General features: G+C 67.2%; 27 protein-coding genes, 1 tRNA gene and 1 pseudogene. 16 read left to right on the forward strand and 13 right to left on the reverse strand.

From position 1 onward, the window contains the following. Positions 1 to 15 precede the first annotated feature (15 nt). Positions 16 to 726, reverse strand: a complete 711-nt coding sequence (locus JF52_RS0108195) for an SDR family oxidoreductase (RefSeq protein ID WP_033105740.1) — start codon at positions 724 to 726, stop codon at positions 16 to 18. A gap of 165 nt (positions 727 to 891) precedes the next feature. Here JF52_RS0108195 and JF52_RS0108200 point away from each other — a divergent pair, with 165 nt between their 5' ends. Together JF52_RS0108200 and JF52_RS0108205 are read left to right on the forward strand one after the other, a co-directional pair. Then, positions 892 to 1,503, forward strand: a complete 612-nt coding sequence (locus tag JF52_RS0108200) for a TetR/AcrR family transcriptional regulator (protein WP_033105741.1) — start codon at positions 892 to 894, stop codon at positions 1,501 to 1,503. Beyond that, complete coding sequence (locus tag JF52_RS0108205; protein ID WP_033105742.1) at positions 1,500 to 2,036, forward strand: PaaI family thioesterase; 537 nt, start codon at positions 1,500 to 1,502, stop codon at positions 2,034 to 2,036. The genes JF52_RS0108200 and JF52_RS0108205 overlap by 4 nt, the downstream gene beginning before the upstream one ends. An 18-nt stretch (positions 2,037 to 2,054) precedes the next feature. Here JF52_RS0108205 and JF52_RS0108210 read toward each other — a convergent pair. Next, positions 2,055 to 2,417: pseudogene (locus JF52_RS0108210) on the reverse strand (zinc-binding dehydrogenase); the annotation flags it as partial. 8 nt (positions 2,418 to 2,425) lie between these two features. Between JF52_RS0108210 and JF52_RS17470 the strand changes: the two are divergent. Further along, a complete protein-coding gene (locus tag JF52_RS17470; RefSeq protein WP_160175048.1) occupies positions 2,426 to 2,599 on the forward strand; it encodes a hypothetical protein in 174 nt (57 codons plus the stop codon). Positions 2,600 to 2,616: 17 nt separating this feature from the next. On the opposite strand, the gene JF52_RS0108215 is transcribed toward JF52_RS17470, so the two are convergent. Beyond that, a tRNA-Gly gene (locus JF52_RS0108215) sits at positions 2,617 to 2,690 on the reverse strand. Positions 2,691 to 2,805: 115 nt separating this feature from the next. Here JF52_RS0108215 and dcd point away from each other — a divergent pair. Together dcd and JF52_RS0108225 are read left to right on the forward strand one after the other, a co-directional pair. Next, positions 2,806 to 3,411 carry a dCTP deaminase gene (gene dcd / locus JF52_RS0108220; protein WP_033105743.1) on the forward strand — a complete coding sequence of 202 codons (606 nt, stop codon included), beginning with the start codon at positions 2,806 to 2,808 and terminating at the stop codon, positions 3,409 to 3,411. Positions 3,412 to 3,471: 60 nt separating this feature from the next. Continuing rightward, positions 3,472 to 4,122 carry a hypothetical protein gene (locus JF52_RS0108225; protein ID WP_033105744.1) on the forward strand — a complete coding sequence of 217 codons (651 nt, stop codon included), beginning with the start codon at positions 3,472 to 3,474 and terminating at the stop codon, positions 4,120 to 4,122. 97 nt (positions 4,123 to 4,219) lie between these two features. Here JF52_RS0108225 and JF52_RS0108230 read toward each other — a convergent pair whose 3' ends face one another. Beyond that, entirely contained in the window at positions 4,220 to 5,002 is a 783-nt protein-coding gene (locus tag JF52_RS0108230; RefSeq protein ID WP_033105745.1) for a MarR family winged helix-turn-helix transcriptional regulator, read from the reverse strand. 88 nt (positions 5,003 to 5,090) lie between these two features. On the opposite strand from JF52_RS0108230, the gene JF52_RS17765 reads away from it, so the two are divergent. Next, positions 5,091 to 5,648: a MarR family winged helix-turn-helix transcriptional regulator gene (locus JF52_RS17765; RefSeq protein ID WP_235272344.1), complete on the forward strand. Its 558-nt coding sequence runs from the start codon at positions 5,091 to 5,093 to the stop codon at positions 5,646 to 5,648. A 21-nt stretch (positions 5,649 to 5,669) separates the two neighbouring features. Here the strand turns inward: JF52_RS17765 and JF52_RS0108240 are convergent, their stop codons facing one another. Then, complete coding sequence (locus JF52_RS0108240; RefSeq protein ID WP_033106490.1) at positions 5,670 to 7,040, reverse strand: MFS transporter; 1,371 nt, start codon at positions 7,038 to 7,040, stop codon at positions 5,670 to 5,672. A gap of 102 nt (positions 7,041 to 7,142) precedes the next feature. Between JF52_RS0108240 and JF52_RS0108245 the strand changes: the two genes are divergently transcribed. From JF52_RS0108245 to JF52_RS17610, 4 genes are all read left to right on the forward strand, one after another. Continuing rightward, complete coding sequence (locus tag JF52_RS0108245; protein WP_033105747.1) at positions 7,143 to 7,394, forward strand: type II toxin-antitoxin system Phd/YefM family antitoxin; 252 nt, start codon at positions 7,143 to 7,145, stop codon at positions 7,392 to 7,394. Further along, entirely contained in the window at positions 7,379 to 7,777 is a 399-nt protein-coding gene (locus JF52_RS0108250) for a PIN domain-containing protein (protein ID WP_033105748.1), read from the forward strand. Before JF52_RS0108245 ends, JF52_RS0108250 begins: the two co-directional genes overlap by 16 nt. 134 nt (positions 7,778 to 7,911) lie before the next feature. Further along, on the forward strand, positions 7,912 to 8,139 hold the full coding sequence (locus tag JF52_RS0108255; protein WP_033105749.1) for an MFS transporter: 228 nt from the start codon (positions 7,912 to 7,914) through the stop codon (positions 8,137 to 8,139). A gap of 29 nt (positions 8,140 to 8,168) precedes the next feature. Then, positions 8,169 to 8,393, forward strand: a complete 225-nt coding sequence (locus tag JF52_RS17610; RefSeq protein WP_033105750.1) for a hypothetical protein — start codon at positions 8,169 to 8,171, stop codon at positions 8,391 to 8,393. Here JF52_RS17610 and JF52_RS16905 read toward each other — a convergent pair. From JF52_RS16905 to JF52_RS0108290, 7 genes are read right to left on the reverse strand one after another with little or no spacing between them, the layout of a single operon-like run. Next, positions 8,336 to 8,509 carry a helix-turn-helix domain-containing protein gene (locus JF52_RS16905; protein ID WP_234001555.1) on the reverse strand — a complete coding sequence of 58 codons (174 nt, stop codon included), beginning with the start codon at positions 8,507 to 8,509 and terminating at the stop codon, positions 8,336 to 8,338. The genes JF52_RS17610 and JF52_RS16905 overlap by 58 nt on opposite strands. A gap of 40 nt (positions 8,510 to 8,549) precedes the next feature. Beyond that, positions 8,550 to 9,320 carry an ABC transporter ATP-binding protein gene (locus JF52_RS0108265; RefSeq protein WP_033105751.1) on the reverse strand — a complete coding sequence of 257 codons (771 nt, stop codon included), beginning with the start codon at positions 9,318 to 9,320 and terminating at the stop codon, positions 8,550 to 8,552. After that, the gene (locus JF52_RS0108270) at positions 9,317 to 10,171 is read right to left on the reverse strand and encodes an ATP-binding cassette domain-containing protein (protein ID WP_084595707.1); all 855 of its coding nucleotides are present in this window, start codon (positions 10,169 to 10,171) and stop codon (positions 9,317 to 9,319) included. Before JF52_RS0108270 ends, JF52_RS0108265 begins: the two co-directional genes overlap by 4 nt. After that, a complete protein-coding gene (locus tag JF52_RS0108275; RefSeq protein ID WP_033105752.1) occupies positions 10,168 to 11,031 on the reverse strand; it encodes an ABC transporter permease in 864 nt (287 codons plus the stop codon). Before JF52_RS0108275 ends, JF52_RS0108270 begins: the two co-directional genes overlap by 4 nt. Beyond that, positions 11,028 to 11,990, reverse strand: coding sequence for an ABC transporter permease (locus JF52_RS0108280; protein ID WP_033105753.1), 963 nt, complete (start codon positions 11,988 to 11,990; stop codon positions 11,028 to 11,030). Before JF52_RS0108280 ends, JF52_RS0108275 begins: the two co-directional genes overlap by 4 nt. Positions 11,991 to 12,048: 58 nt before the next feature. Beyond that, a complete protein-coding gene (locus tag JF52_RS0108285; protein ID WP_033105754.1) occupies positions 12,049 to 13,539 on the reverse strand; it encodes an ABC transporter substrate-binding protein in 1,491 nt (496 codons plus the stop codon). A gap of 57 nt (positions 13,540 to 13,596) precedes the next feature. Then, positions 13,597 to 14,316: a DUF1684 domain-containing protein gene (locus JF52_RS0108290; RefSeq protein ID WP_033105755.1), complete on the reverse strand. Its 720-nt coding sequence runs from the start codon at positions 14,314 to 14,316 to the stop codon at positions 13,597 to 13,599. 239 nt (positions 14,317 to 14,555) lie between these two features. Between JF52_RS0108290 and JF52_RS0108295 the strand changes: the two genes are divergently transcribed. The 5 genes from JF52_RS0108295 to JF52_RS0108315 all read left to right on the forward strand — a co-directional run bounded on the left by JF52_RS0108295 (position 14,556) and on the right by JF52_RS0108315 (position 19,325). Beyond that, a complete protein-coding gene (locus JF52_RS0108295; RefSeq protein WP_033105756.1) occupies positions 14,556 to 15,017 on the forward strand; it encodes a DUF3817 domain-containing protein in 462 nt (153 codons plus the stop codon). Between the two features lie 145 nt (positions 15,018 to 15,162). After that, positions 15,163 to 17,046: a molecular chaperone DnaK gene (gene dnaK, locus JF52_RS0108300; RefSeq protein ID WP_033105757.1), complete on the forward strand. Its 1,884-nt coding sequence runs from the start codon at positions 15,163 to 15,165 to the stop codon at positions 17,044 to 17,046. 2 nt (positions 17,047 to 17,048) lie between these two features. Then, positions 17,049 to 17,729 (forward strand): nucleotide exchange factor GrpE, encoded by a 681-nt coding sequence (locus JF52_RS0108305; protein ID WP_033105758.1) that lies wholly within the window; start codon positions 17,049 to 17,051, stop codon positions 17,727 to 17,729. Positions 17,730 to 17,735: 6 nt separating this feature from the next. After that, entirely contained in the window at positions 17,736 to 18,722 is a 987-nt protein-coding gene (locus JF52_RS0108310; RefSeq protein WP_033105759.1) for a DnaJ C-terminal domain-containing protein, read from the forward strand. Between the two features lie 177 nt (positions 18,723 to 18,899). Continuing rightward, the gene (locus JF52_RS0108315; RefSeq protein WP_033106492.1) at positions 18,900 to 19,325 is read left to right on the forward strand and encodes a heat shock protein transcriptional repressor HspR; all 426 of its coding nucleotides are present in this window, start codon (positions 18,900 to 18,902) and stop codon (positions 19,323 to 19,325) included. Between the two features lie 17 nt (positions 19,326 to 19,342). Here JF52_RS0108315 and JF52_RS0108320 read toward each other — a convergent pair whose 3' ends face one another. After that, positions 19,343 to 20,665: a cytochrome P450 gene (locus tag JF52_RS0108320; protein ID WP_033105760.1), complete on the reverse strand. Its 1,323-nt coding sequence runs from the start codon at positions 20,663 to 20,665 to the stop codon at positions 19,343 to 19,345. A gap of 114 nt (positions 20,666 to 20,779) precedes the next feature. Between JF52_RS0108320 and JF52_RS0108325 the strand changes: the two genes are divergently transcribed. Further along, positions 20,780 to 21,445, forward strand: a complete 666-nt coding sequence (locus tag JF52_RS0108325; RefSeq protein WP_033106493.1) for a GntR family transcriptional regulator — start codon at positions 20,780 to 20,782, stop codon at positions 21,443 to 21,445. Positions 21,446 to 21,514 lie beyond the last annotated feature (69 nt).

The following is a 21,514-nucleotide window of genomic DNA, read 5'->3' on the forward strand; positions in this document are numbered from 1 at the left end:
GCCCGCGTCGTCGCTCTACCTCGCGGCGAGCTGCGGGTAGAGCGCCTCGAGCGGAGCCGAGAGACCCGCTTTGACGTTCACCGATGTGTCGTCGGCGAGCACCTCGTACTCGCCGGCCTCGGTGGCGTCGAGCACCTTGGCGACGAGCACGGCGGGGTCGAGCTTCGGGTCTGTGGTGTGCGCTGCCATCGCGGTGTCGACCCAGCCGACGTGAACTCCCACGACCTGGACACCTGCAGGCTGGAGCTCGAGTCGGAGCGAGTTCGTCGCCGACCACAGTGCCGCCTTGGTCGCCGAGTAGATGCCTGCGACGGCGTACCAGCTCAGGGCCGAGTGGATGTCGATGATCGCCGTCTCGCCGTCGTGCGCCGCGAGGACGGGAGCGAACGCGCGCGCAAGGAAAAGCGGACCGAGGAAGTTGGTCTCGACGTTCCGGCGGATCTCCTCGTCGGTGTGGGTGAGGATGCCGGGGGACGACGTGGATGCGCCGGCATTGTTGACCAGCACGGTCACGTCGGGTGCGGCTTCGACGGCAGCGCGAATGGACTCGGCATCCGTGACGTCGAGGGCGAGGGGGACGACCCGCTCGTCATCCCATTCGCGAGGGTTGCGGGCGGTGGCGTAGACCTTCGCCGCGCCGCGGGCGAGTGCTTCGCGGACGAAGTGGGTTCCGATGCCGCCGTTCGCGCCGGTGACGAGGACGATGGCGCCGTTCAATGAAGTCATGCGGGTCTTCTCTCTGGTTCTGATCTGTGGGCTCCCGTCGCCTCGGCGCGGAGCCGGGTCGTCTCGCACCTGCGTGCGAGAATGGGCGGATTCATATCCGAGCCCATACGGTGTTGACTACACTCATAACTGAGGTCAGTCATGCACTATTCCAGGAGGATCACAATGCCAGTGGCTCCACAGCCGCTCGGGCGGCGCGAGCGGAACAAGCAGGCCAAACTCGAGCGCATCACTGCTGCCGCCGGTGCATTGTTCGCGAAGCACGGTGTCGATGAGGTCACCACGCAGCAGATCGCTGAAGCGGCCGACATCGGCACCGGCACGCTGTTCTTGTATGCGAAGACCAAGGGTGAGCTATTGCTGCTGGTGCAGAACGCCCACTACACCGACGCTCTGGAACGCGGGCGCGCTGCGGCGGCCGACGCGTCGAACGCCTTGGACGGCGTCATGGCCTTGGTCTCCGCGATCGTCGACTGCAACCGCACGCAAGTGGAGAATGGCCGCACCTACCTGCGCGAGATGGTCTTCGGTGATCCTGCCGAGCCTCGTCACGCCGAAGCGCTCATGATCGTGGCGCAGACCGAGCAGGTGTGCTCCGACATCCTGATCGACCGAGCGAAGGTGGCGACCGCGGAGGCGCCGTCGTTGGCGCGGGTGATCTCGGCCATCATGTTCCTCGAGATAGGGTCGAGCCTGAACGTCGACGCACGCACTGCAGAGATCCTGGCGAGCATCCGCACGCAGGTCGCAGCCATCTTGCCCGGGGAGCACTCATGACCGACTCCGACGCCGTATCCTCGACCGAACGAACACGCACGCTCAACTACCGGGTACCGGGGCGTGACAAGCGCGACCTCTTCTCGCGCACCGGTCTCGAGCAGCTGCGCGCGGTCGCATCGGGCGAGGTCCCGCCGCCTCCGATCAGCAGTCACATCGGGCTCGACTTCGTCACGATCGATGACGGAGACGTCGTGATGACGGCGGTGCCGGACGAATCGCACTACAACCCGATCGGCTCGGTGCACGGCGGGGTCTTCGCCACCGTGCTCGATTCGGTGTGCGGATGCGCCGTCCATTCGACGCTGCCCGCCGGCGTCGGCTACACGAGCCTCGAGATCAAGGTGTCGTTCCTCCGCCCGATCACGGCAGACACCGGACAGGTGACCGCGCACGGATGGGTGACCCGCCGCGGGCGCAGCGCCTCTTTCGCCGAGGCGGACATCCGCGACAGCGAAGGTCGTGTTCTTGCGACAGCATCCAGCACCTGCCTGATCATCCAGCCTGGTCCGCCGCCGAGCCCGGCCGCGTAAGCCGATTCAGTCCCCGATTCACGAGGTGATGACGGTCTTGCCGTTCACACCGCCCTTGGCGATCGATTCGAGTGCATCCGGGGTCTCGTCGAACGAGAATGTCTTGCCGACGAGGGGCCGCAGGGTGCCGTCGTCGATGAGCTCGGCGATCTCGCGGAGCTGGTCGCCGCTGGCGCTCATGAAGAGGAACTCGTATGTGACGCCGAGCTTCTTCGCCTGGCGGCGGATCTTGCCGCTCAACGCCGTGATCGCCAGTCGGAGCAACGGATTCAGGCCGATCCGCTTCGCGAATGCGGGGTCGGGCGGGCCCGAGATGCCGATCGCCTTGCCGCCGGGGCGCAGGACGCGAAGCGACTTCTCGAGGTTCTCGCCGCCAACGCTGTGTGCGGATGCCGGTCACTAGTCTGTGCGGGGTCGAGACGATGCCGATCCTCGTGACCGCAGCATCCCGACTCGCGGAGATGATGCCGGATGCCGAGTACCTGCAGGTGCCGGAGTCGGTGGGGCACCGTATGGATCCTGAGGCGACCGCCCGGATCGTGGTGGCACGGGTGGCGGGCTGAAGCGTTCCGGCTTTTTGTGGAGGGACTGACGGGAATCGAACCCGCGCTATCTGCTTGGGAAGCAGAAGTTCTGCCATTGAACTACAGTCCCGAACCTGCTCATCAAGAACAGGTGAAGGCAAGCCTACCTGCACTCCCGCCCATGGCCAAAGCTCGGCAATCGCTTCGGCATCATCTGACCGCTGATGCGCCATTAGGCTGTACCCGTGCTTCTCAGCGACCGCGACATCAGAGCAGAACTCGCCTCCGGCCGGATCGGCCTCGCTCCGCACGAGCCGGAGATGATCCAGCCGTCAAGCATCGACGTGCGTCTCGACAGGTACTTCCGCCTGTTCGACAACCACAAGTACCCGTTCATCGATCCGTCGGAGGATCAGCCCGACCTCACCCACCTGATCGAGGTGAAACCGGACGAGCCGTTCATCCTGCACCCCGGCGAGTTCGCGCTCGGCGCGACGTTCGAGCAGGTCACTCTGTCGGACGACATCGCCGCGAGACTCGAGGGCAAGAGCTCACTCGGACGCCTCGGCCTGATCACGCACTCCACCGCAGGCTTCATCGACCCCGGCTTCACCGGTCACGTCACGCTCGAACTCGCGAACGTCGCGACTCTGCCGATCAAGCTCTGGCCCGGGATGAAGATCGGGCAGCTGTGCTTCTTCCGCCTGACCTCTCCCGCCGAGAACCCCTACGGCTCCGGCCCGTACGGAAACCGGTACCAGGGACAGCGCGGGCCGACGGCATCCCGCTCGTTCCAGAACTTCCACCGCACCGACGTGGGCAACACCACCCTGGGGTCGGTCGGCGGCTGACTCTTGCAGATCGCCGCCCTGCCGGGTGCGGATCGCCGTGTCACACGTAGTATCGAGAGCGTGAGCGGCGAAAACACGGAAGAACCGCAAGATCCCGGCGAGGATGCCACCACCGACGCGCCCGTATCGGGCGGTGAAGCGGCGGCATCCGTTCCGCCACCCGCCGCGCCGGGCGTGGAGCCCTTCGCGGTTCCGGCTCCGGAGACGATCGCGATTCCCGACGCCGAGACGGCCATCGAAGGCTTCGAGGTGCCGCCGCCACCCAAGTTCGGCGCAGCGCCGCCGGCTCCCAGCGCGGCGCCGGTCATCCCGCCGGCACCGTCAGAGAATGCGGATGCCGCGGCCGAGCCTGCACTGCGCAAGCGGAACACCTGGGCGCCCAACGACACGTGGACCTCGGCATCCGCCCACAAGCAAGAGGTCGTGCCTCCGACCGCTGCGCAGAAAGCCGAATCTCGAGCCGCAGCCTCGCGTGCCGCCACGGCCCGCGATGAGGCGAGCCGCAACTACGTCAGTCCGGCCGCCGGAGGCACGGAAGGGACCAGCTACCGCGGCTGGACCGTCGCGATCTTCGCAGGGCTCGCGGTGCTGTTCATCGGCGCCATCGTCCTGATCGGGATCCTCGTCGGCAATGCGCCGTCGGCATCGGCGTCTCACGAGGGGGCGACTGCCGAGCTGTCGATCGCCTCGATCCTCCCGCCGTCCGCCTGAGACCGAGTCGAGCTCGCGCCCAGCGAGATGAAAGAACAGGAACGGGGGTTGTGAATGCTCACAACCCCCGTTCCTGTTCCTCGTTGACGCGTAGCGCTCACTGCGCGTCGCGACCGCGGGTGAATCCCGCGTCGAAGCCGCGCTCGTAGGAGCCCTGCACGAAGCGTGCGAAGTGCGTGCGACCGCGGCCGTGGCCCCGGTGTTCGTAGCACTCGTGTCCGTTGCGGGCGTGCGGGCCGCCACGGTGGCCGTGGTCGGCATCGTGCGCGAACCGGCGGTCGCCGTGCTCGCAGTGTCCGCGTCCGTCGTAGTCAGGGGCGCCATGGCCCTCGTGGTCGAAGGACTGCGGGCCGAATCCGGGCTTGCCGAATCCGCGGGATCCGAAGCCGTGCGGGCCGAACCCGCGACCGCGTCCTCGGCCGAATCCGCGAGGGTCGGAGCCTCGACGTCCGCGTCCGCGGGGGAGCGGCGTCTCCTCGTTCCAGCCGAATGCGCGGGCGACTTGCTCGAGCGTGGCCATTGTGGTGGCGAGGTCTTCAGCGGGAACCGCGTCGGTGACCTTCGCGCGGATGCCGTCGACGATGCCGCCGAGGCGTTCCTTGGCCGTGCGGCCTTCGTCGGTCAGGGTCCACGTGCCGTCGGCATCCGTCACCCAGCCCAGCTCGATCAGCCGCGTCAGCTTGTGTGCGGGAATCGGACGATCGCTCTTCGGGCGGTCGGCCGGAACCGTGCCGTCGATGACGTTCAGGAGGCGCCATTCGCGGCGCGTGAGCCCAAAGGACTCGAAGGCGGAGGCGAACTCGGCCGCCATGAGGCGATCGACGGCCTTGAGCCAGAATCCGAACGGGCGGGAGTTCTCATCAGGGTTGATGGTGTTCATGGGAAAGTCCTTTGCGTGTAACTGTGCATGTATATGTAGTGTGACATGCAATACGGATACATGTCAAGTCGCATGTAAAATCGAACGCGTGAGCACAGACAATCCAGACCCGGCCGAGATCATCGCGCAGGCCCTCGGGCGTCTGCGCGGACGACGACCCCACGGCCCAGGACGCGGCGGTCCGCATGGGATGCGCGGAGATTTCCCGGGGGATCATCACGCGCATGGCCATGGGCATGGCGACCACCCGCCGCTCGGCCGTCGTGGAATCGTCCCTCCGCCCTGGGCCGGCGGACCCGGGGGACGTCTGGGCGGACCCGCGTGGATGCGGATGCTGGAGGCTCTGGCCGCGGCATCCGAACCGCTCAGTGTGAGCGCGCTCGGCGAGGCCGTGGGCGTCGACCAGCCGCGCGCCTCACGCCTCGTGCAGCAGGGGGTTCAGCGCGGGCTCGTGCAGCGAGAGGCCGACCCCGACGACGCACGTCGCACCCGCATCGCCCTCACGGAGACCGGCCAGAAGATCGCCCGCGGCATGCGTGGCGAGCGACGTGAGGTGCTGTCGAAGGCGCTCGAGTCGTTTACTGATGAAGAGGCCAGCGAGCTCGCCCGTCTGCTGTCGAAGCTCGCCGATAACTGGGGGAACTGACGCGGCATCCCGGCCCGCGCCCTACTCGATGACCGCCTGCTTGGCCTTCACGGGGAGCATTAGCACCAGGCCGACGAGCAGCACGATCACGATGCCGAGGATGCCGAGGCGCGTGTCGCCGCTGAGGCCGACGAACAGGGCGAACAGGGTGGGAGCCAAGAACGACACGGCGCGTCCCGTCGTCGCGTAGAGGCCGAAGATCTCGCCCTCACGGCCTTCCGGCGTGATGCGTGCGAGCATCGAGCGGCTCGCGGACTGCACGGGACCGACGAACATGCACAGGATGAGGCCGGCGATCCAGAAGCCGATCTGCGCATCGCCGATGAACAGCACAGCGGTGCCGGCGACCACGAGCCCGATGAGGGACGTCATGATCACTCGCTTCGGGCCGAAGGCGTCATCGAGACGTCCGGCGAGGATCGTGCTGATGCCGGCGACCACGTTGGCGGCCACGGCGAAGTAGAGCACCTGCGAGCTGGAGAAGCCGAACACCTGCGCGGCGATGATCGCGCCGAAGGTGAAGACGCCGGCAAGTCCGTCGCGGAACACGGCGCTCGCCACAAGGAACATCAGCACCTGCCGGTTGCCGTGCCAGAGCTTCTTGATCGTGCCGGCGAGCACGACGTAGGAGCGGAAGAATCCGACGCGGTTCTGCGCTTCACGTGCAGGGATCTCGGGGACCCTCAGCAGCACCGGAATCGCGAAGACGCCGAACCAGAGGGCCGACGCGAGCACCGCGAGTCGGATGTGCAGGGCGCCATCGGTCGTGATCCCGAGCGGTCCGGGGCTGGAGACCAGGCCGATGAAACCGACGAGCAGGATGATCAGCAGCACGATGCCGCCGACGTATCCCATGCCCCAGCCGAAGCCCGACACGCGCCCCATGTTCTCCTTCGTGGAGACCTGTACGAGCATGGCGTTGTAGTTGACTCCCGCGAACTCGAAGAAGATGTTGCCGACCGCGAGCAGCGTGGCTCCGAGGATCAGGTACTCGGGAGCGCCGACGACGAAGACCATCGCGGCCATGGCGAGCACGACGATGCCGGTGTTGATGGCCAGCCAGAGCTTGCGGCGTCCCGTGCCGTCGGAGCGCTGGCCCAGCACCGGAGCGAGCACCGCGATGAGGACCCCGGCGATCGCGAGCGCCCAGCCGACCAAGCTGGCGTTTCCCGCGAGGGCCGCGACAAGTCCGGGGTCCTTCGTATCGCCGGCCGCGGCAGCCACGATCTCGGGGTCGACGAACAGCTGGCTGGCGAGGAACGTGCTGAACACGAAGGTCGTGACGACCGCGTTGAATGCTGCGGATCCCCAGTCCCACAAAGCCCAGGCGAGAACGCCACGGCCGCGGGAGGATCGCTCGGGGCCGTCGGTCGTCGGTGCGGAAGCGCTCATGCTCGAAGTCTGACGGGATCCGGTGAACGAGAGGTAGCGCCGCGCCGCAGGCCACGTGTGGACAGCCACCTATCGGTCATGAAAATCAGATAATCTGATTTTATGAAGACGGTGACTGCAACAGAGGCAAGCAGGTCCTTTGCTGCGCTTCTCGATGGCGCGGAGCGCGGCGAACGGGTGGTGATCACGCGAGCCGGTCGACGTATCGCCGAGCTTGTTCCCGCCTCGACCGGCAACGGTCGGCCGTTGATCGACATGCTGCTGTCCACGCCCGTCGACATCGAGTTCGCCAGGGACGTCGCCGCTGCGCGTGAGGCCGTGACGTTGGATCCGCCCGCATGGCCCGCAGACTGATCCTCGATACCGGTGTGCTCGTTGCCGCGGAGCGGGAGCGGATCGCCGCCGGCATCCGCGAAGATGACGACGTCGTGATCGCGGCCGTGACCCTCGCCGAGCTTTACACAGGCGTGGACCTCGCGAGCGACGCCCGCAGAGCTTCGCGGCTTCTGAACGTCAACCGCGTGCTTGAGACGGTACCGATCGTCGCCTACGACGACGATGTGGCGTTTGCGCACGGTTCATTGCTCGCCCACGTTCACAGGACCGGTCGACCGCGAAGCGCCCACGATCTGATCATCGCGGCGACCGCTGTGGCGACGGGACGGCTCCTGCTCACGACTGATCGCGCCGCGCGATTCGGGGAGTTGCCCGGCGTGCAGGTCGAAGTGCTCGGCTGACGCTCACGCGTACGACGACGCCATCAACTCCGCGAACAGCTCGTCGGCATCGCACTCCACACGACGGACGAATGGTCGGATGCCGCGGACGGGCAGTCGGGTGCGGCATCCGCTCGCCTGTCAGCATGGAGACCATGACAACGACCGCATCCATACCCGTGAACGTCTCCGCCCCCGTCGAGCGGATCCGTTACGGCGCTCTCGTCGTCATGATGCTTCTGAGCTTCCTGCTCGTCACGGCAGAGTTCCTGCCCAATGGCATGCTCACCGAGATGGCCGACGCGCTCGGCGTCACGCCGGGTCGGGCAGGGCAAACCGTCACGGTCACGGCGGCCTGGTCGGAAACCTCACGATCGGACTGATCATCGACCGCTCGTTCCGACTGTTCGCCGTGCTCGCGCCCGCCGTGATCGCGGTGGCGGTCGCCGCGACCATCCTGCTCTCCGGCTCGGTCCTCGGTGTCGGGATCGCCGTGTTCGTGTGGGGTTTCTTCTTCGCATCGTGGGGGCGCTGCTGTTCGGGCTTTCGAACCGCGTACGCGGGTGAGCTGGGGTTGCGTCAGGCGGGTACGTGGGTGCGCTGTGACCGCCATGCCGACGGCGTCACGCCGACGTGACGGCGGAACGCACGGCTGAATCCCTCGTCCGAGGCGTAGCCGAGCTCCCTCGCCGTGTCTGACACCCGCCGTGTCTGACACCGATCTCGCTTCGGCGAGCATCGACTTCGCGGCATCCATCCGCACGTCGGTGACGTAGCCCGCCGGAGACCGGGGCTATTCCGCGGCGCGCGCAGACGGCAGGCGCGGAATCGCAGCAACGAGCGTGCGCGCGTAATCGGTCTGCGGGTCGTGCAGCACGTCGCCGGTCGCGCCGGCCTCCACCACGCGGCCGTTCTGCAGCACGACGGTCCGTTCGCAGAGTGCCGCGACAGCGCTGAGGTCGTGCGAGACCATGACGAGCGCGAGCCCGCTCTCGCGGCGGAGCGTCTGCAGCAGCTCGATCACCTGAATGCGGGTGGTGACGTCGAGCGCGCTCACCGGTTCGTCGGCGAGCAGCACCCGCGGCTTCGACACGACGGCGCGCGCGATCGCGATGCGCTGGCGCTGTCCACCGGAGAACTCGTGCGGATATCGCCGCAGCACATCGGCGTCGAGGCCGACGGAAGCAACAGCATCCGTCACCAGGCGACGCGCCTCGTCACCGCTCGCTATGCCGAGCGATCGCAGCGGCTCGGCGACGATCCGGTCGATGCGCTGACGCGGGTCGAGCGACGAATAGGGGTCCTGGAACACGGTCTGCACATCCGCGCGGAAGCGACGCATGAGCCCACGATCGCGACGGTCGAGCGGCACGCCGTCGAAGAGCACGTCGCCGGTACGGGGCGTCGCGAGCCCGAGCAGCAGCGAGAGGATGGTCGACTTGCCGGCGCCGGACTCGCCCACGAGTCCGACGGCTTCGCCCGCCGAGACGTCGAGCGAGACGTCGTCGACCACGGTGCGGTGGCCGTACGCGAAGCCGGCTCCGCGCAGCTCCAGAATGCTCATCGAGCCACCTCTCCATCGGTAGGCGGCGAGGCCGAAGGCGAGGCCGGCGGCGAGGCTGGCGGCGAGACCGGCACGTCGAGGGCGGAATCCAGGGCCCGCGCGCTCGCGACCAATGCCGCCGTGTACGGATCGTGCGGTGCGCCGACGATCTGCTCGACCGTCCCCTGCTCGACCGCTCGCCCGCCGCGCATCACGACGACCCGGTCGGTCATGCGGCTGACGACCGCCAGATCGTGACTGATGAACATGAGCGCCATGTCGCGCTCTGCTACCAGGCGGTCGAGCAGGGCGAGGATCTCGTCCTGCACCGTCACGTCGAGTGCCGTGGTCGGCTCGTCAGCGATCAGCAGCCTCGGGCGGGCGGCAAGGGCGATCGCCGTGGCGACGCGCTGACGCTGTCCGCCGGAGAGCTCGTGCGGGAACGCCCTCGCGAACCGCGGGTCGGGCAACGACACGTCTTCGAGTGCGGCGCGCACGCCATCCTGCAGCGCGACTCCGCGCAGGCCGAGGTGGCGGCGCATCGGTTCGGCGATCTGCCGTCCGACGCGCATGAGCGGATCGAGCGCCGTCAGCGGCTCCTGGAAGAGTATGCCGGCCACCGGGCCGCGCAGCGGACGAAGCGCTCTGTCCGGAGCACTGACGACCTGCGTGCCGTCGAGCAGCACCGACCCCGACGAGGTGAGTGCGTCAGCAAGGAGCCCGGTGACCGCGAGCGAGGTCACGGACTTTCCCGATCCGGACTCTCCGATCACGCCGACGCGCTCTCCCGGAGCGATCGTGAACGACACGTCGTCGACCAGACGCTGCCGGCCGGCAGAGACGGTCAGGCCGGAGACGTCGAGGAGATTCATCGTCGCCTCCTGCGGGTCGGGTCGATGAAGTCGCGCAGACCGTCGGCGACGAAGTTCACGCCGAGCACCAAGGTGACCAGGGCGATCCCAGGGGCGATCGCCCCGACAGGCGCCGTGAGCACCGTGCCCTGCGCCTCCTGCAGCAGCCGGCCCCATGACGCGTTGGGCGGTGGCGCGCCGAGGCCGAGATACGACAGGCTCGCCTCGGCCAGCACTGCCGCGCCGAACTGCAGGGCGAGGTTCACGCCGAGTGTCGGGGCGATGTTCGGCAGCACGTGCAGCAGCACGATGCCGGGCCAGCGCGTACCGCTCGTGCGCGCAGCGGTGATGAACTGCTCCTGCAGCACACGACGGGCGAGGATGCGGGTGAGTCTTGCCACGACGGCCGACATCGCGAGGCCGATCGCGAGGATCGCCGACCACAGGGACGCGCCCTGCACGGCGACGACGAGCATCGCGAGCAGCAGCACGGGGAAGGCGATCACGACGTCGAGCGTGGCGGAGAGCGAATCGTCCACCCACGGCCTGGCGAACGCGGCGATGAGACCGATGAGCACACCCAGCACGGCGGCGAGGACGACCGAGCCTATGCCGACGAGAAGGGCGATCCGTGCGCCGATCATGAGCTGCGTGAACAGGTCGCGTCCGAGCTTGTCGGTGCCGAGCAGGTGTGCGGCGCTCGGCCCCTCGAGCCGTCCGCCGCTGATGTCGGAGGGCGGGTAGGGCAGCCACACCAGCGAGACGATCGCGAGCAGCACGACGAGCCCGGTCAGCGAGAGCCCGAGCACGAGTGTCGCTCGGCGTCCGCCGCGGCGGCGGGGCGCAGCATCCTCCAACTCCTGTTCGATCACGGCGCTCATCGATTGCCGGCCACACTGCCGCGCAGGCGCGGATCGATCAGGCGCTGGCCGATGTCGGCGACGAAGCCGACGAGCAGCACGAACAGGGTACTCACCACGAGCACGCCCTGGATGTTGGCGAAGTCGTGCTGCTCGATACCGGTCAGCAGCATGCTGCCGAGGCCGGGCAGCGAGAAGACGCTCTCGACGACGACGGCGCCCAGCAGGGTCGTCGAGAGCTCGATGCCGAGGATCGCGACGACCGGGACCGCACCGTTGCGCAGACCATGTCGCAGCAGCGCTTCGCCGAGGCCGGAGCCGCCGGCGCGTGCGGTGCGCAGGTAGTCACTGCCGAGCACGTCGAGTGTGGCCGCGCGCACGTAGCGGGCGAGCGAGGCGCTCATGACGATCGCGATCGTGATCACGGGAAGGATGAGGGCGCGCAGCGCCTCTGCCGGATCCTCCCAGTCATCGCGCGGGAACCCGCCGGAGGGGAGGAAGCCGAGACCGAGCGCGAATATCCACACCAGGATGATGCCCACCCAGAACACCGGCACCGCGATGCCGAGCTGCGAGAAGCCGGAGAGCACCGAACCGTACCAGCGGTCGGACTTCACGGCGGCGGTGATGCCGACGACGAGCGAGATGACGAGCGCGAGCGCGAAGGCGAGGAGGGTGAGCGGCAGCGTGATCTGAAGGCGGGATGCGATCTCCGGTGCGACGGGGAGCGTGCTGATGTACGAGTCGCCGAGGTCGAAGCGCAGCATCTGGCCGGCCCACGTGAAGAACTGCTGCGCGAGCGGCTGGTCGGAGCCGACCTGAGCCTGCGCCGCGGCGATCTGCTCCGGCGTGGCGTCCACCGACAGCAGTGCGTTCGCCGGATCGCCGGGCAGCAGTCGCAGCAGCACGAAGATCACGATCATCGCGACGACGAGCGACACGACGAGGAACGCGAGGCGCCGGAGGAGATAGGGGAGCATGAGAGCGATCAGTCGGTGTGCGGGTCGCCGTCCGCGACCCGCACACGCTGAGATGGGGTCAGGACTTGACGATGTCGTAGGCGAAGAACTGCGAGTTCAGGCCATTGACAGGGTATCCGGTGACGTCTGCTGAGGCGACGACGATCTGCGGGTAGAGGTAGAGCCAGACGCTCGCGGCATCCTCGGCGATCTGCTCGTTCACCTTCTTCAGCAGCGCGGTCTGCTCCTCGGGTGTCGCCGCCTGCTCGGCTTCGGCGACCCACTGCTGCACGTCGGCGTTGTCGTAGCCCCAGTAGAAGTCGGGGTTGCCGTACCAGACGACGTCGCGGTCGTTCACGTGCTCCTGCAGCGTCGCCTCGAAGTCGCGCTCCTTGAAGACCTTCGTGTACCACTCGTCGGCGCTGATGGTGTTGATGTTCACCGTGATGCCGACTTCTGCGAGCTGCGACTGCAGGAACTCCGCGACGGCGGGGTGCGGGTCGTAGCTCGGGGTGTCGAGCGTGAACTCGAAGCCGTTCGGGAACCCCGCCTCTGCGAGCTGCTGCTTCGCGAGGTCGACGTCGTACGGGTTGACGTCGGTGAGGTCCTCGTACCAGGGGTCGGTCGGCGGAACCATCGAGCCGATCAAGGTGCCGTAGTCGGCCCAGATCGAGTTCAGGAGCTTCTTCGTGTCGATCGCCGAGTAGATCGCCTTGCGCACGAGCGGGTCGTCGAAGGGGGCGACGCGGTCGTTGAAGGCGAGCAGTTCCTTGGTCGTCGAGGTGCCCTCGCTGATCGTGTAGTCATCGTTGTCGAACTGCGCCAGCGCGTCAGGGCTCTGGATGCTGGTGATCAGGTCGATCTCGCCGGTGAGGAGCGCGTTGCTCTGCGCAGTCGCGTCGGTGTAATAGTCGAAGACGACCTCGCCGTTCTTCGCGGGCTCGCCCCAGTAGTCGTCCCAGCGGGTGAGGGTCAGGGTGCTGCCCTGCTTCCACTCGTCGAGCGTGTACGGTCCGGTGCCGTCTTCGGTCGTGGTGAGGTCGGTCGCCTCGCCGTTGACGATCCAGATGTAGGCGAGGTTGTACAGGAACGAGATCGACGGCTCGGAGAGCGTGAAGACCACAGTCGCGTCGTCCGGCGTCTCGACAGCGGAGATGACAGCGAACGAGGATGCGCGGGCGGATTGCGAGTCCTCGGCGGTGACGGCCTCGACGCTGGCCTTCACGTCTGCCGAGGTGAGTGCCTTCCCGGAGTGGAACGTGACATCGTCACGAAGCGTGATCGTGTAGGTGAGCCCGTCTTCGCTCTTCACGGCATCCGTCGCGAGCAGCGGCTCGACCTCGCCGTCGTCGGCGAGCCGGTACAGACCCTCGTACACGTTGCCGTTGAAGGCCTCCGTGACGCCCTGCCCACCACCCTGCGTGTTGCTGAGGTTCTGCGGTTCGTAGAGCGAGCCGATGTGGATGCTGGCATCTGCGCTGTCCTCGGCTGTCGGGGCGCTCGACGAGCAGCCGGCGAGGACGAGTGCCGAGACGGCGATGGCCGCGGCGAGCGCGAGTGGTCTTCTCAAGAGGTTCTCCTGGTGTTCGGGATGCTGTGTGCGTCGTGTGTGCGTCGTGTGTGCGGGTCAGAGCGCGGCGTAGATGTCGAAGTCGCCCGTGAAGACGACGTTCTTCTCTCCGGCGCGGATCGGCTCCGTGAACCGGTTCTGGGCCGGCGGCATCGGGCAGTTGTACTGCGCGGAGAAGCCGCACGGCGGCACGAATGCACGGTTGAAGTCGAGCACGACGGTGCCCTCGCTGCCGAACTCCGCGGTCTCGCGCGGCACGAAGAGGAAGCGTCCGGCCCCGTAGGTCTCCGTGCCGTTCGTGGCGTCGCCGAACACGAGCAGCAGCGAGCCTGCGTCGTCGAACGCGGCCAGACGGTGCTCGACTCCGTCGCGAGTGAAGGTGATGTCGCCGGGGACGACGAGTTCGCGTGAGCCGCCGTTGTCGCGGATGTGCTCGAAGGGCACTGTGCGGTCGGTGTCCACTGGCGTGAACTGCGCGTCGATCACCCAGTCCGGGTCGTACTCGTAGGTGTCGATGCGGTCGAACGCCTGGATCGCGGGCGACTCGGCGTCCCAGACGCGCAGGCCGTACTCCGGCTCACCCGTGGTGAGGTCCTTGCGCTCGAGGGCGGTCACGGTGACGGAGGCCGAGGCGCGCTCGGTCGCCAGGTCGGGACGCTCGGATCCGGTCCAGCGCGTCTCGACGAGGGCGAGATTCCCCGTCCGAGCCGTCACGGCGTCGCGGCGCTCGGACTGCCAGCGGACGTAGTCTTCGTGTGTGGTCACAGGTGTGGACATGGCTCTTCGATGCTAGGAGAAACGGTGGTGACGCGCGGACCGCGACGTCACAGCGGGCAACAGAGGTATTGCGTCGCAGTCGCCGCGCCTCCTATTCAAACGCATGAGCACTCGCGGCTATTCCGGCGGGGCGATCAGCGCACGGGACGTCGAACATCAACCTTTCGGATGAGAGGGCAGCACGTGGCTTCGCCGCCGACCTGCGTAGGCTTGTGAAGTCCCGAACAGCAAGGAGCACGATGTTTCGCACGCCTGCCCGCCTCTATCGAGTCCTCGCCATCGCCGAGGCGATCACCTGGACCCTTCTGATCGGCGCATTGATCGCGCGAGCCGTCGGGGCGCCGCCGATCGTGGTCACGATCGCGGGAGGCATCCACGGATTCGTCTTCCTCTCCTATGGTGCGACGGCGATCCTCGTGGCCTTCAACCAGCGCTGGTCGATCGGGCTCGGCATCCTCGCCGTGGCGAGTGCGATCGTTCCCTATGCGACCATCCCGATGGAGATCTGGCTGCACCGCGCTGGGCGGCTCAAAGGCGACTGGCGCCTCGAGGAGAGCGAGCACCCGCAGGACCGCACCTGGTACGACCGCACGATGCGCTGGTTCCTGCGCCGGGCGTGGGTTCTCGTGGCGCTCATCGCCGTCGCCGTGGTCGCGCTCTACGTGATCCTGCTGACGATCGGCCCTCCCGGCGGCAAGTGATCGGCACAGCTCACGCTTCCGCTCAAAGTTGAGTGCAGTCGTATCAACTTCATTTGACAAGTTTCAAGGGTGCGGTTTACAGTTGAGCCATTGCGACTCAGGTTTGCTTCGGGTCGTCTCAGACTTCAAACAGAAGGAGAATCACATGGCACGTGCTGTTGGAATCGACCTCGGTACGACGAACTCCGTCGTCAGCGTCCTCGAAGGTGGCGAGCCGAAGGTCATCGCCAACGCCGAGGGCTTCCGCACCACTCCCTCGGTGGTCGCATACACGAAGGACGGCGAGGTGCTCGTCGGTGAGACCGCGAAGCGCCAGGCCGTCACGAACGTCGACCGCACGGTCGCCTCCGTCAAGCGCCACATGGGCACCGACTGGAGCTACGACATCGACGGCAAGAAGTGGACGCCGCAGGAGATCTCCGCGCGCATCCTCATGAAGCTCAAGCGCGACGCCGAGTCCTACCTCGGTGACACCGTGACGGATGCCGTCATCACCGTCCCCGCGTACTTCAACGACGCCGAGCGTCAGGCCACGAAGGAAGCCGGCGAGATCGCGGGCCTCAACGTGCTGCGCATCATCAACGAGCCCACCGCCGCCGCTCTGGCCTACGGCCTCGACCGCGGCAAGGAAGACGAACTCATCCTCGTCTTCGACCTCGGTGGCGGAACGTTCGACGTCTCGCTGCTCGAGGTGGGCAAGGACGACGACTTCTCCACGATCCAGGTGCGCTCGACCTCGGGTGACAACCGCCTCGGCGGTGACGACTGGGACCAGCGCCTCGTCGACCACCTCATCAAGCAGTTCAAGGAGACCACCGGCGTCGACGTCTCGGGTGACAAGATCGCCCTGCAGCGTCTGAAGGAGGCTGCGGAGCAGGCGAAGAAGGAACTCTCCTCCTCGACCAGCACCTCGATCAACCTGCCGTACCTGTCGCTGACCGAGTCGGGCCCCGTGTCTCTCTCCGAGACGATCACGCGCGCGAAGTTCGAGGACCTCACCAAGGACCTGCTCGACCGCACCAAGAAGCCCTTCGAAGACGTCATCCGCGAGGCGAACGTCAAGGTCGCCGACATCGACCACGTCGTGCTCGTCGGTGGATCGACCCGCATGCCCGCCGTCGCCGAACTCGTCAAGCGCGAGACCGGCAAGGAAGCGAACAAGGGCGTCAACCCTGACGAGGTCGTCGCCGTGGGCGCAGCCCTGCAGGCCGGTGTCCTCAAGGGCGAGCGCAAGGACGTCCTGCTCATCGACGTCACCCCGCTGAGCCTCGGCATCGAGACCAAGGGCGGCCGGATGACCAAGCTCATCGAGCGCAACACGGCCATCCCGACCAAGCGCAGCGAGACCTTCACCACGGCAGACGACAACCAGCCGTCCGTCGCGATCCAGGTCTTCCAGGGCGAGCGCGAGTTCACCCGCGACAACAAGCCGCTCGGCACGTTCGAGCTCACCGGCATCGCACCGGCGCCCCGTGGCATCCCGCAGGTCGAGGTCACGTTCGACATCGACGCGAACGGCATCGTGCACGTGTCCGCCAAGGACAAGGGCACCGGCAAGGAGCAGTCGATGACCATCACCGGCGGCTCGTCGCTGTCGAAGGAGGACATCGAGCGCATGGTGCGCGAGGCCGAGGAGAACGCCGCTGAGGACAAGAAGCGTGCAGACGCTCTCGAGCAGCGCAACCAGGCCGAGACCCTGTCGTACTCGATCGAGAAGCTCATCAAGGAGAACGAGGACAAGCTCCCCGCCGACGTCAAGGACGCCGTCCAGGCTGACGTCGATGCTCTGAAGACGGCTCTCGCAGGCGAGGACGACGACGCGGTGAAGGTGGCGTTCGACAAGCTGAACGAGTCGCAGGGCAAGCTCGGCGAAGCGATCTACGCGCAGTCGCAGGCGGATGCCGCATCCGAAGCGGGCGCCGCCGGCGGCGAGACCCCGGCCGGTGACACCTCGGACGACGAGGACGTCATCGACGCCGAGGTCGTCGACGACGAGGATCCTTCGACAGGCTCAGGAACCGAGAAGTAACCATGACGGACAAGAACTTCAACGAGAACGGTGAAGTTCCTGAGGACGAGGGGTCGGATGCTGCGGCATCCGGCCCGTCGCCGCAGGAAGGCGCAGCGTCGCAGGAGAATCCGGATGCCGCTGAGGCGGCTGCCGCCGAAGGATCCGACGACGACCTGACGATCGACGACCTCACGGTCGATGACATCCTCGGTGCCGAGCAGACCGGCGAGGCCGCGGCGGAAGACGCCGTGCTCGCCGATCTCGAGAGCACCTTGCTCAACGACCTCAAGCGCCTGCAGGCGGAGTACGCCAACTACCGTCGGCGCACCGAGGAGCAGCGTCAGGTCGAGATCGACCGCGCGAAGGGCGAGGCGGCCAAGGGCCTGATCCCCGTGCTCGATGACCTCGACCGTGCGACCCAGCACGGCGATCTCGTCGAGGGCACGCCGTTCTTCGTGATCGGCGAGAAGATCCGCGCGGTCGTCGAGCGCCTCGGCGTCGTCGCCTACGGTGAGAAGGGCGAGGAATTCGACCCGCAGCACCACGAGGCGATCTTCCAGCAGCCGACTCCAGGAGCAGAATCCTCGACGATCCTCGAGGTCGTCGAAGTGGGATATCGCCTCGGCGATGTCGAGCTGCGCCCGGCGAAGGTCGTCGTCGCGGTGCCCGCTGACCCTTCGACGGGCTCAGGGACCGATTAAGCACGCATGGCTAGCCAGGACTGGTTCGACAAGGACTTCTACAAGACGCTCGGCGTCGCGAAGGACGTCAGTGATGCGGATCTGAAGAAGACGTACCGCAAACTCGCGCGCAAGTACCACCCCGACTCCAATCAGGGTGATGCGAAGGCCGAGGCGATGTTCAAGGAGATCAGCGAGGCGTACTCGGTGCTCTCCGACCCCGAGCAGCGCAAGGAGTATGACGAGATCCGGGCCATGGGCTCGGGTGCGCGGTTCACTGCGAGCGGCGGCGGTGCTGGCGGCTTCGAAGACGTGTTCAGCCGGTTCGGTCAGGGCGGGAGGGGCCAGAGCAACGCCGACTTCGAGGACATCTTCGCGATGTTCAACCAGAGTCAGGGCGGGAACTTCGGCTCCGGCCGCTTCGGTCAGACGAGCGGCGGATACCGCGGCTTCGGTGGGCCGCAGAAGGGCGCCGATGTCACGGCGCGCACCACGCTCGATTTCGTCACCGCCGTGCAGGGCGAGACCATCACTCTGCAGGGCGAAGACGGCAAGCCGTTCAAGGTGAAGATCCCCGCCGGCGTCGCAGACGGGCAGAAGATCCGTCTGCGCGGTCGCGGGCGTCCTTCACCCGATGGCGGCGAGAGCGGTGACATCGTCGTGCAGATCAAGGTGCGTCCGCATCCGGTCTTCACGCGCGATGGTCTGAATCTGCGCCTCACGGTGCCGGTGACCTTCACCGAGGCGACGCTCGGTGCGACGATCGAGGTTCCGACGCTGGCGGGCGACATCGTGAAGCTGCGTGTGGCACCGGGCACACCGTCGGGACGCGTCCTGCGTGTCAAGGGCCGGGGAGTCGCATCGTCGAAGGGCACCGGTGATCTCCTGGCCGAACTGCAGGTCGCGGTGCCGACGCACCTGGACGACGCCGCGCGCGAAGCGCTGCAGAAGTTCCACGACCTGGAGCCGAAGGAGAACCCGCGTGCGGAGTTGATGGCGAAGGCGCAAGCCTGATCCCCGCGGGTCGTTGAGCGAGCCGAAGGCGCAGGCTGATCCCCGCGGGTCGTTGAGCGAGCCGAAGGCGCAGGCTGATCCCCGCGGGTCGTTGAGCGAGCCGAAGGCGAGACGAAACGCATTGAGCGAGCGCAGCGAGTCGAAATGCAATGAACGGTACGAAGGAAGGTGATCGCGATGGTCGAGGATGAGGACGCCCCGATCTTCGCGATCGCCGTCGCCGCAGAGCTCGCGGGCATGCACCCGCAGACTCTGCGTCAGTACGACCGGATCGGACTCGTCGTCCCCGGTCGCACACGCGGCGGATCCCGCCGCTACTCCGCGCGCAACATCGCTCAGCTGCGCGAGGTCGCCCGCCTGTCCGCCGACGGCATGAGCCTGCCCGCGATCGCCCGCCTGCTCGATCTCGAGGACGAGGTGCGGATGCTGCGCCGCAGAGTCGTCGATCTCGAAGGGGCCTTGCGTGCCGAACGCGAGAACCGCCCAGGCGTGCGTGTCTTCGCCGCCGGCGCGAGCGGCGTCGTCCCCGTTCCGAGCGGTCGGCGCATCCGCCGCTCCACCGACATCGTGCTGTGGCGGCCGGGCGGACGCGGCGAGGACTGACGCCTCGCCGCTTGAACTCAGTGAACCGGGCAACGCCCGGGCGCCGCGTCCATGGCAAGGACTCGTGCGCCTGAGGTCGGCTTGGTCGGAAGGCGTCGAAGGTTCACGCCGAGCCCCGTCCCCAGGATCGTGATGCGAGGGTCGCTCAGCGCCGCGACCGCAGCCGCGAGCCCGGCGATCGCGAGCTTCTCTCCTGGGCAACGGTGGCCGGACGGCACCTCGCCACCGCCCTGCGGCACGAATGCCTTGAGCGCCTCATAGTCATCGACGCCGACGAAGCGTTCGGGATCGAACTCGTCCGCGCGTTCCCACGATCGCTCATCGGTATTGGTGCCGAGAATATCGAGAACGATCCGGCCCCCGGAGGCCACACGTTCACCGTCGAGCTCGATGTCGGCGATCGCGAGGCCGGGCAGCATCGGCACGAACGGAGCCGTCCGGCGGATCTCCTGCGCGAAGGCCGTCGCGAGAGGCCCGCTCACCAGTTCCCCACGTGCGGCGGCCTCGGCAGCGATGCGCTCACGCCATTCGGGTCGGTCGTGCAGTTCCTTCGCCGCGAATGCCGCGAAACGCGCGACGGCGACCATCGGTCGGATGCTGTTCTGCAATTCGATTCCTGCGGTGCGTGCAGGCAGCAGCTCACCGCTCTGGTCGCGGTGGCCGGCCCATTCATACAGCGCCGTGCCTTCTGCTGCCGTCAGCGCACCAGAGCGCACCGCCTCGATCAATCGTTGCGCATGCCGGTCGGACCATCGCCGGTTGATCCACGCGAGCAGGTACTCGGGGGAGTACGGCACTCCGAACCCGTCCACGATCTGAGCGAGGCGGCCAGCCCACCGCGTCTTCGCCGCCGCCGTCCCCGGTAGCCCGGCCCATCGCATGATCGCGCGTCCGAGCGCACCCACTGCCGCGTCGTATGCGCTCCGGGTGCCGCCGCCCGTCCACGCAACCAGTTCTTGCTGCCACTCGCGCTCGAGGTGCGGCAGCAATCGTGCGACCTGCGCGTCGTCATAGGCGACGTCGACGAACGTCGACTTGCGGTGATGGTGCGCGTCGCCGTCGAGACTGTGGACGGAACCGTGACCGAACAGCGTCTCCTGAACGATCGCCGGCATCGCACCATGGCGCTTCACCTGGTGCTGGTCGTAGAAGGCGTCGACGCCTTCGGCTCCGCGCACGAAGAGTGTGTCGTCGCCGAGCAGGCGCATCGGCGCTGATCTGGCGCCGCCGCGCACCCGCTTCCAGATGTTCGCGCCGAAGCCGTAGCCGCGGGTGAGGAGCGAGGGGGCGTCATCATGAAGCACATCGATGGCTGCTGATCGTGTCTCGTCGGACTGCATGGAAGCCAGGTTGCCAGACCGGAGTGCCGCAGATCCAGGGGGCGCGCGAGAGGAGTGACTGTGCTAGCGAGCGCGATCGGTGTGTATCCTGTCAACAGTCAACAGGAGGTCATCGTGACGCAGGCAGTGAAGCGTGGTGAGTCCCTTGGTGCCCAGGTCGCAGGTGTGCTGCGACAGCGCATCGTTCGTGGAGAGCTAGCTCCGGGCGAGCGCATCACCGAAGAAGCGCTGGCCGAGGAGTTCGCCGTCAGTCGCGGTCCGATCCGCGATGCGCTGATGCAACTCAGCTTCGAGAAGCTGGTCGAGGTGCAGCGCCCACGCGGGGTGTACATCGTCGGCCTCACCCGGGACGATGTCGATCAGCTCTACAGTCTGCGCGGCGCCCTTGAGCAGTTGGCGCTGTCGCGCGCGATGAGGGTCGAGGACCCGGCTCGATGGACGGCGATGGCGGCGGCCGTCGGCCGCATGGGCGAAGCCGCGGATTCCGGAGATCACGCCGCCTTCGTCGCGGCAGACCTCGAGTTCCACTCGCAGATCTATGCCCTGGCCGACCATCCTCGGCTGGCGGGCGCCTGGAGTCAGTATCTGCCGACCTTCGCGGCACTGCTCGAAGTGACGATCAACCACGACGACGACCTGCACGAGTCCTCTGGTGACCACGTCAAGCTCATGGACGTCATGCGCACCGGCTCGCCTGAGCAGGCGGCGGCGGTGTTGACCGAGCACCTCGACGGCGCGCGCGATCGGATGCTGAGCGAACTCTCTCAGCGGCGCTCCTGAATCAGCGCTCGGACGTGCGAGGTTCGGCGCTCCGTGTTGATTGTTAACAGTCAACAATGCTACGCTCGG

It is taken from the genome of Microbacterium profundi (genome assembly GCF_000763375.1).
GTDB classification, from domain to species: domain Bacteria; phylum Actinomycetota; class Actinomycetes; order Actinomycetales; family Microbacteriaceae; genus Microbacterium; species Microbacterium profundi.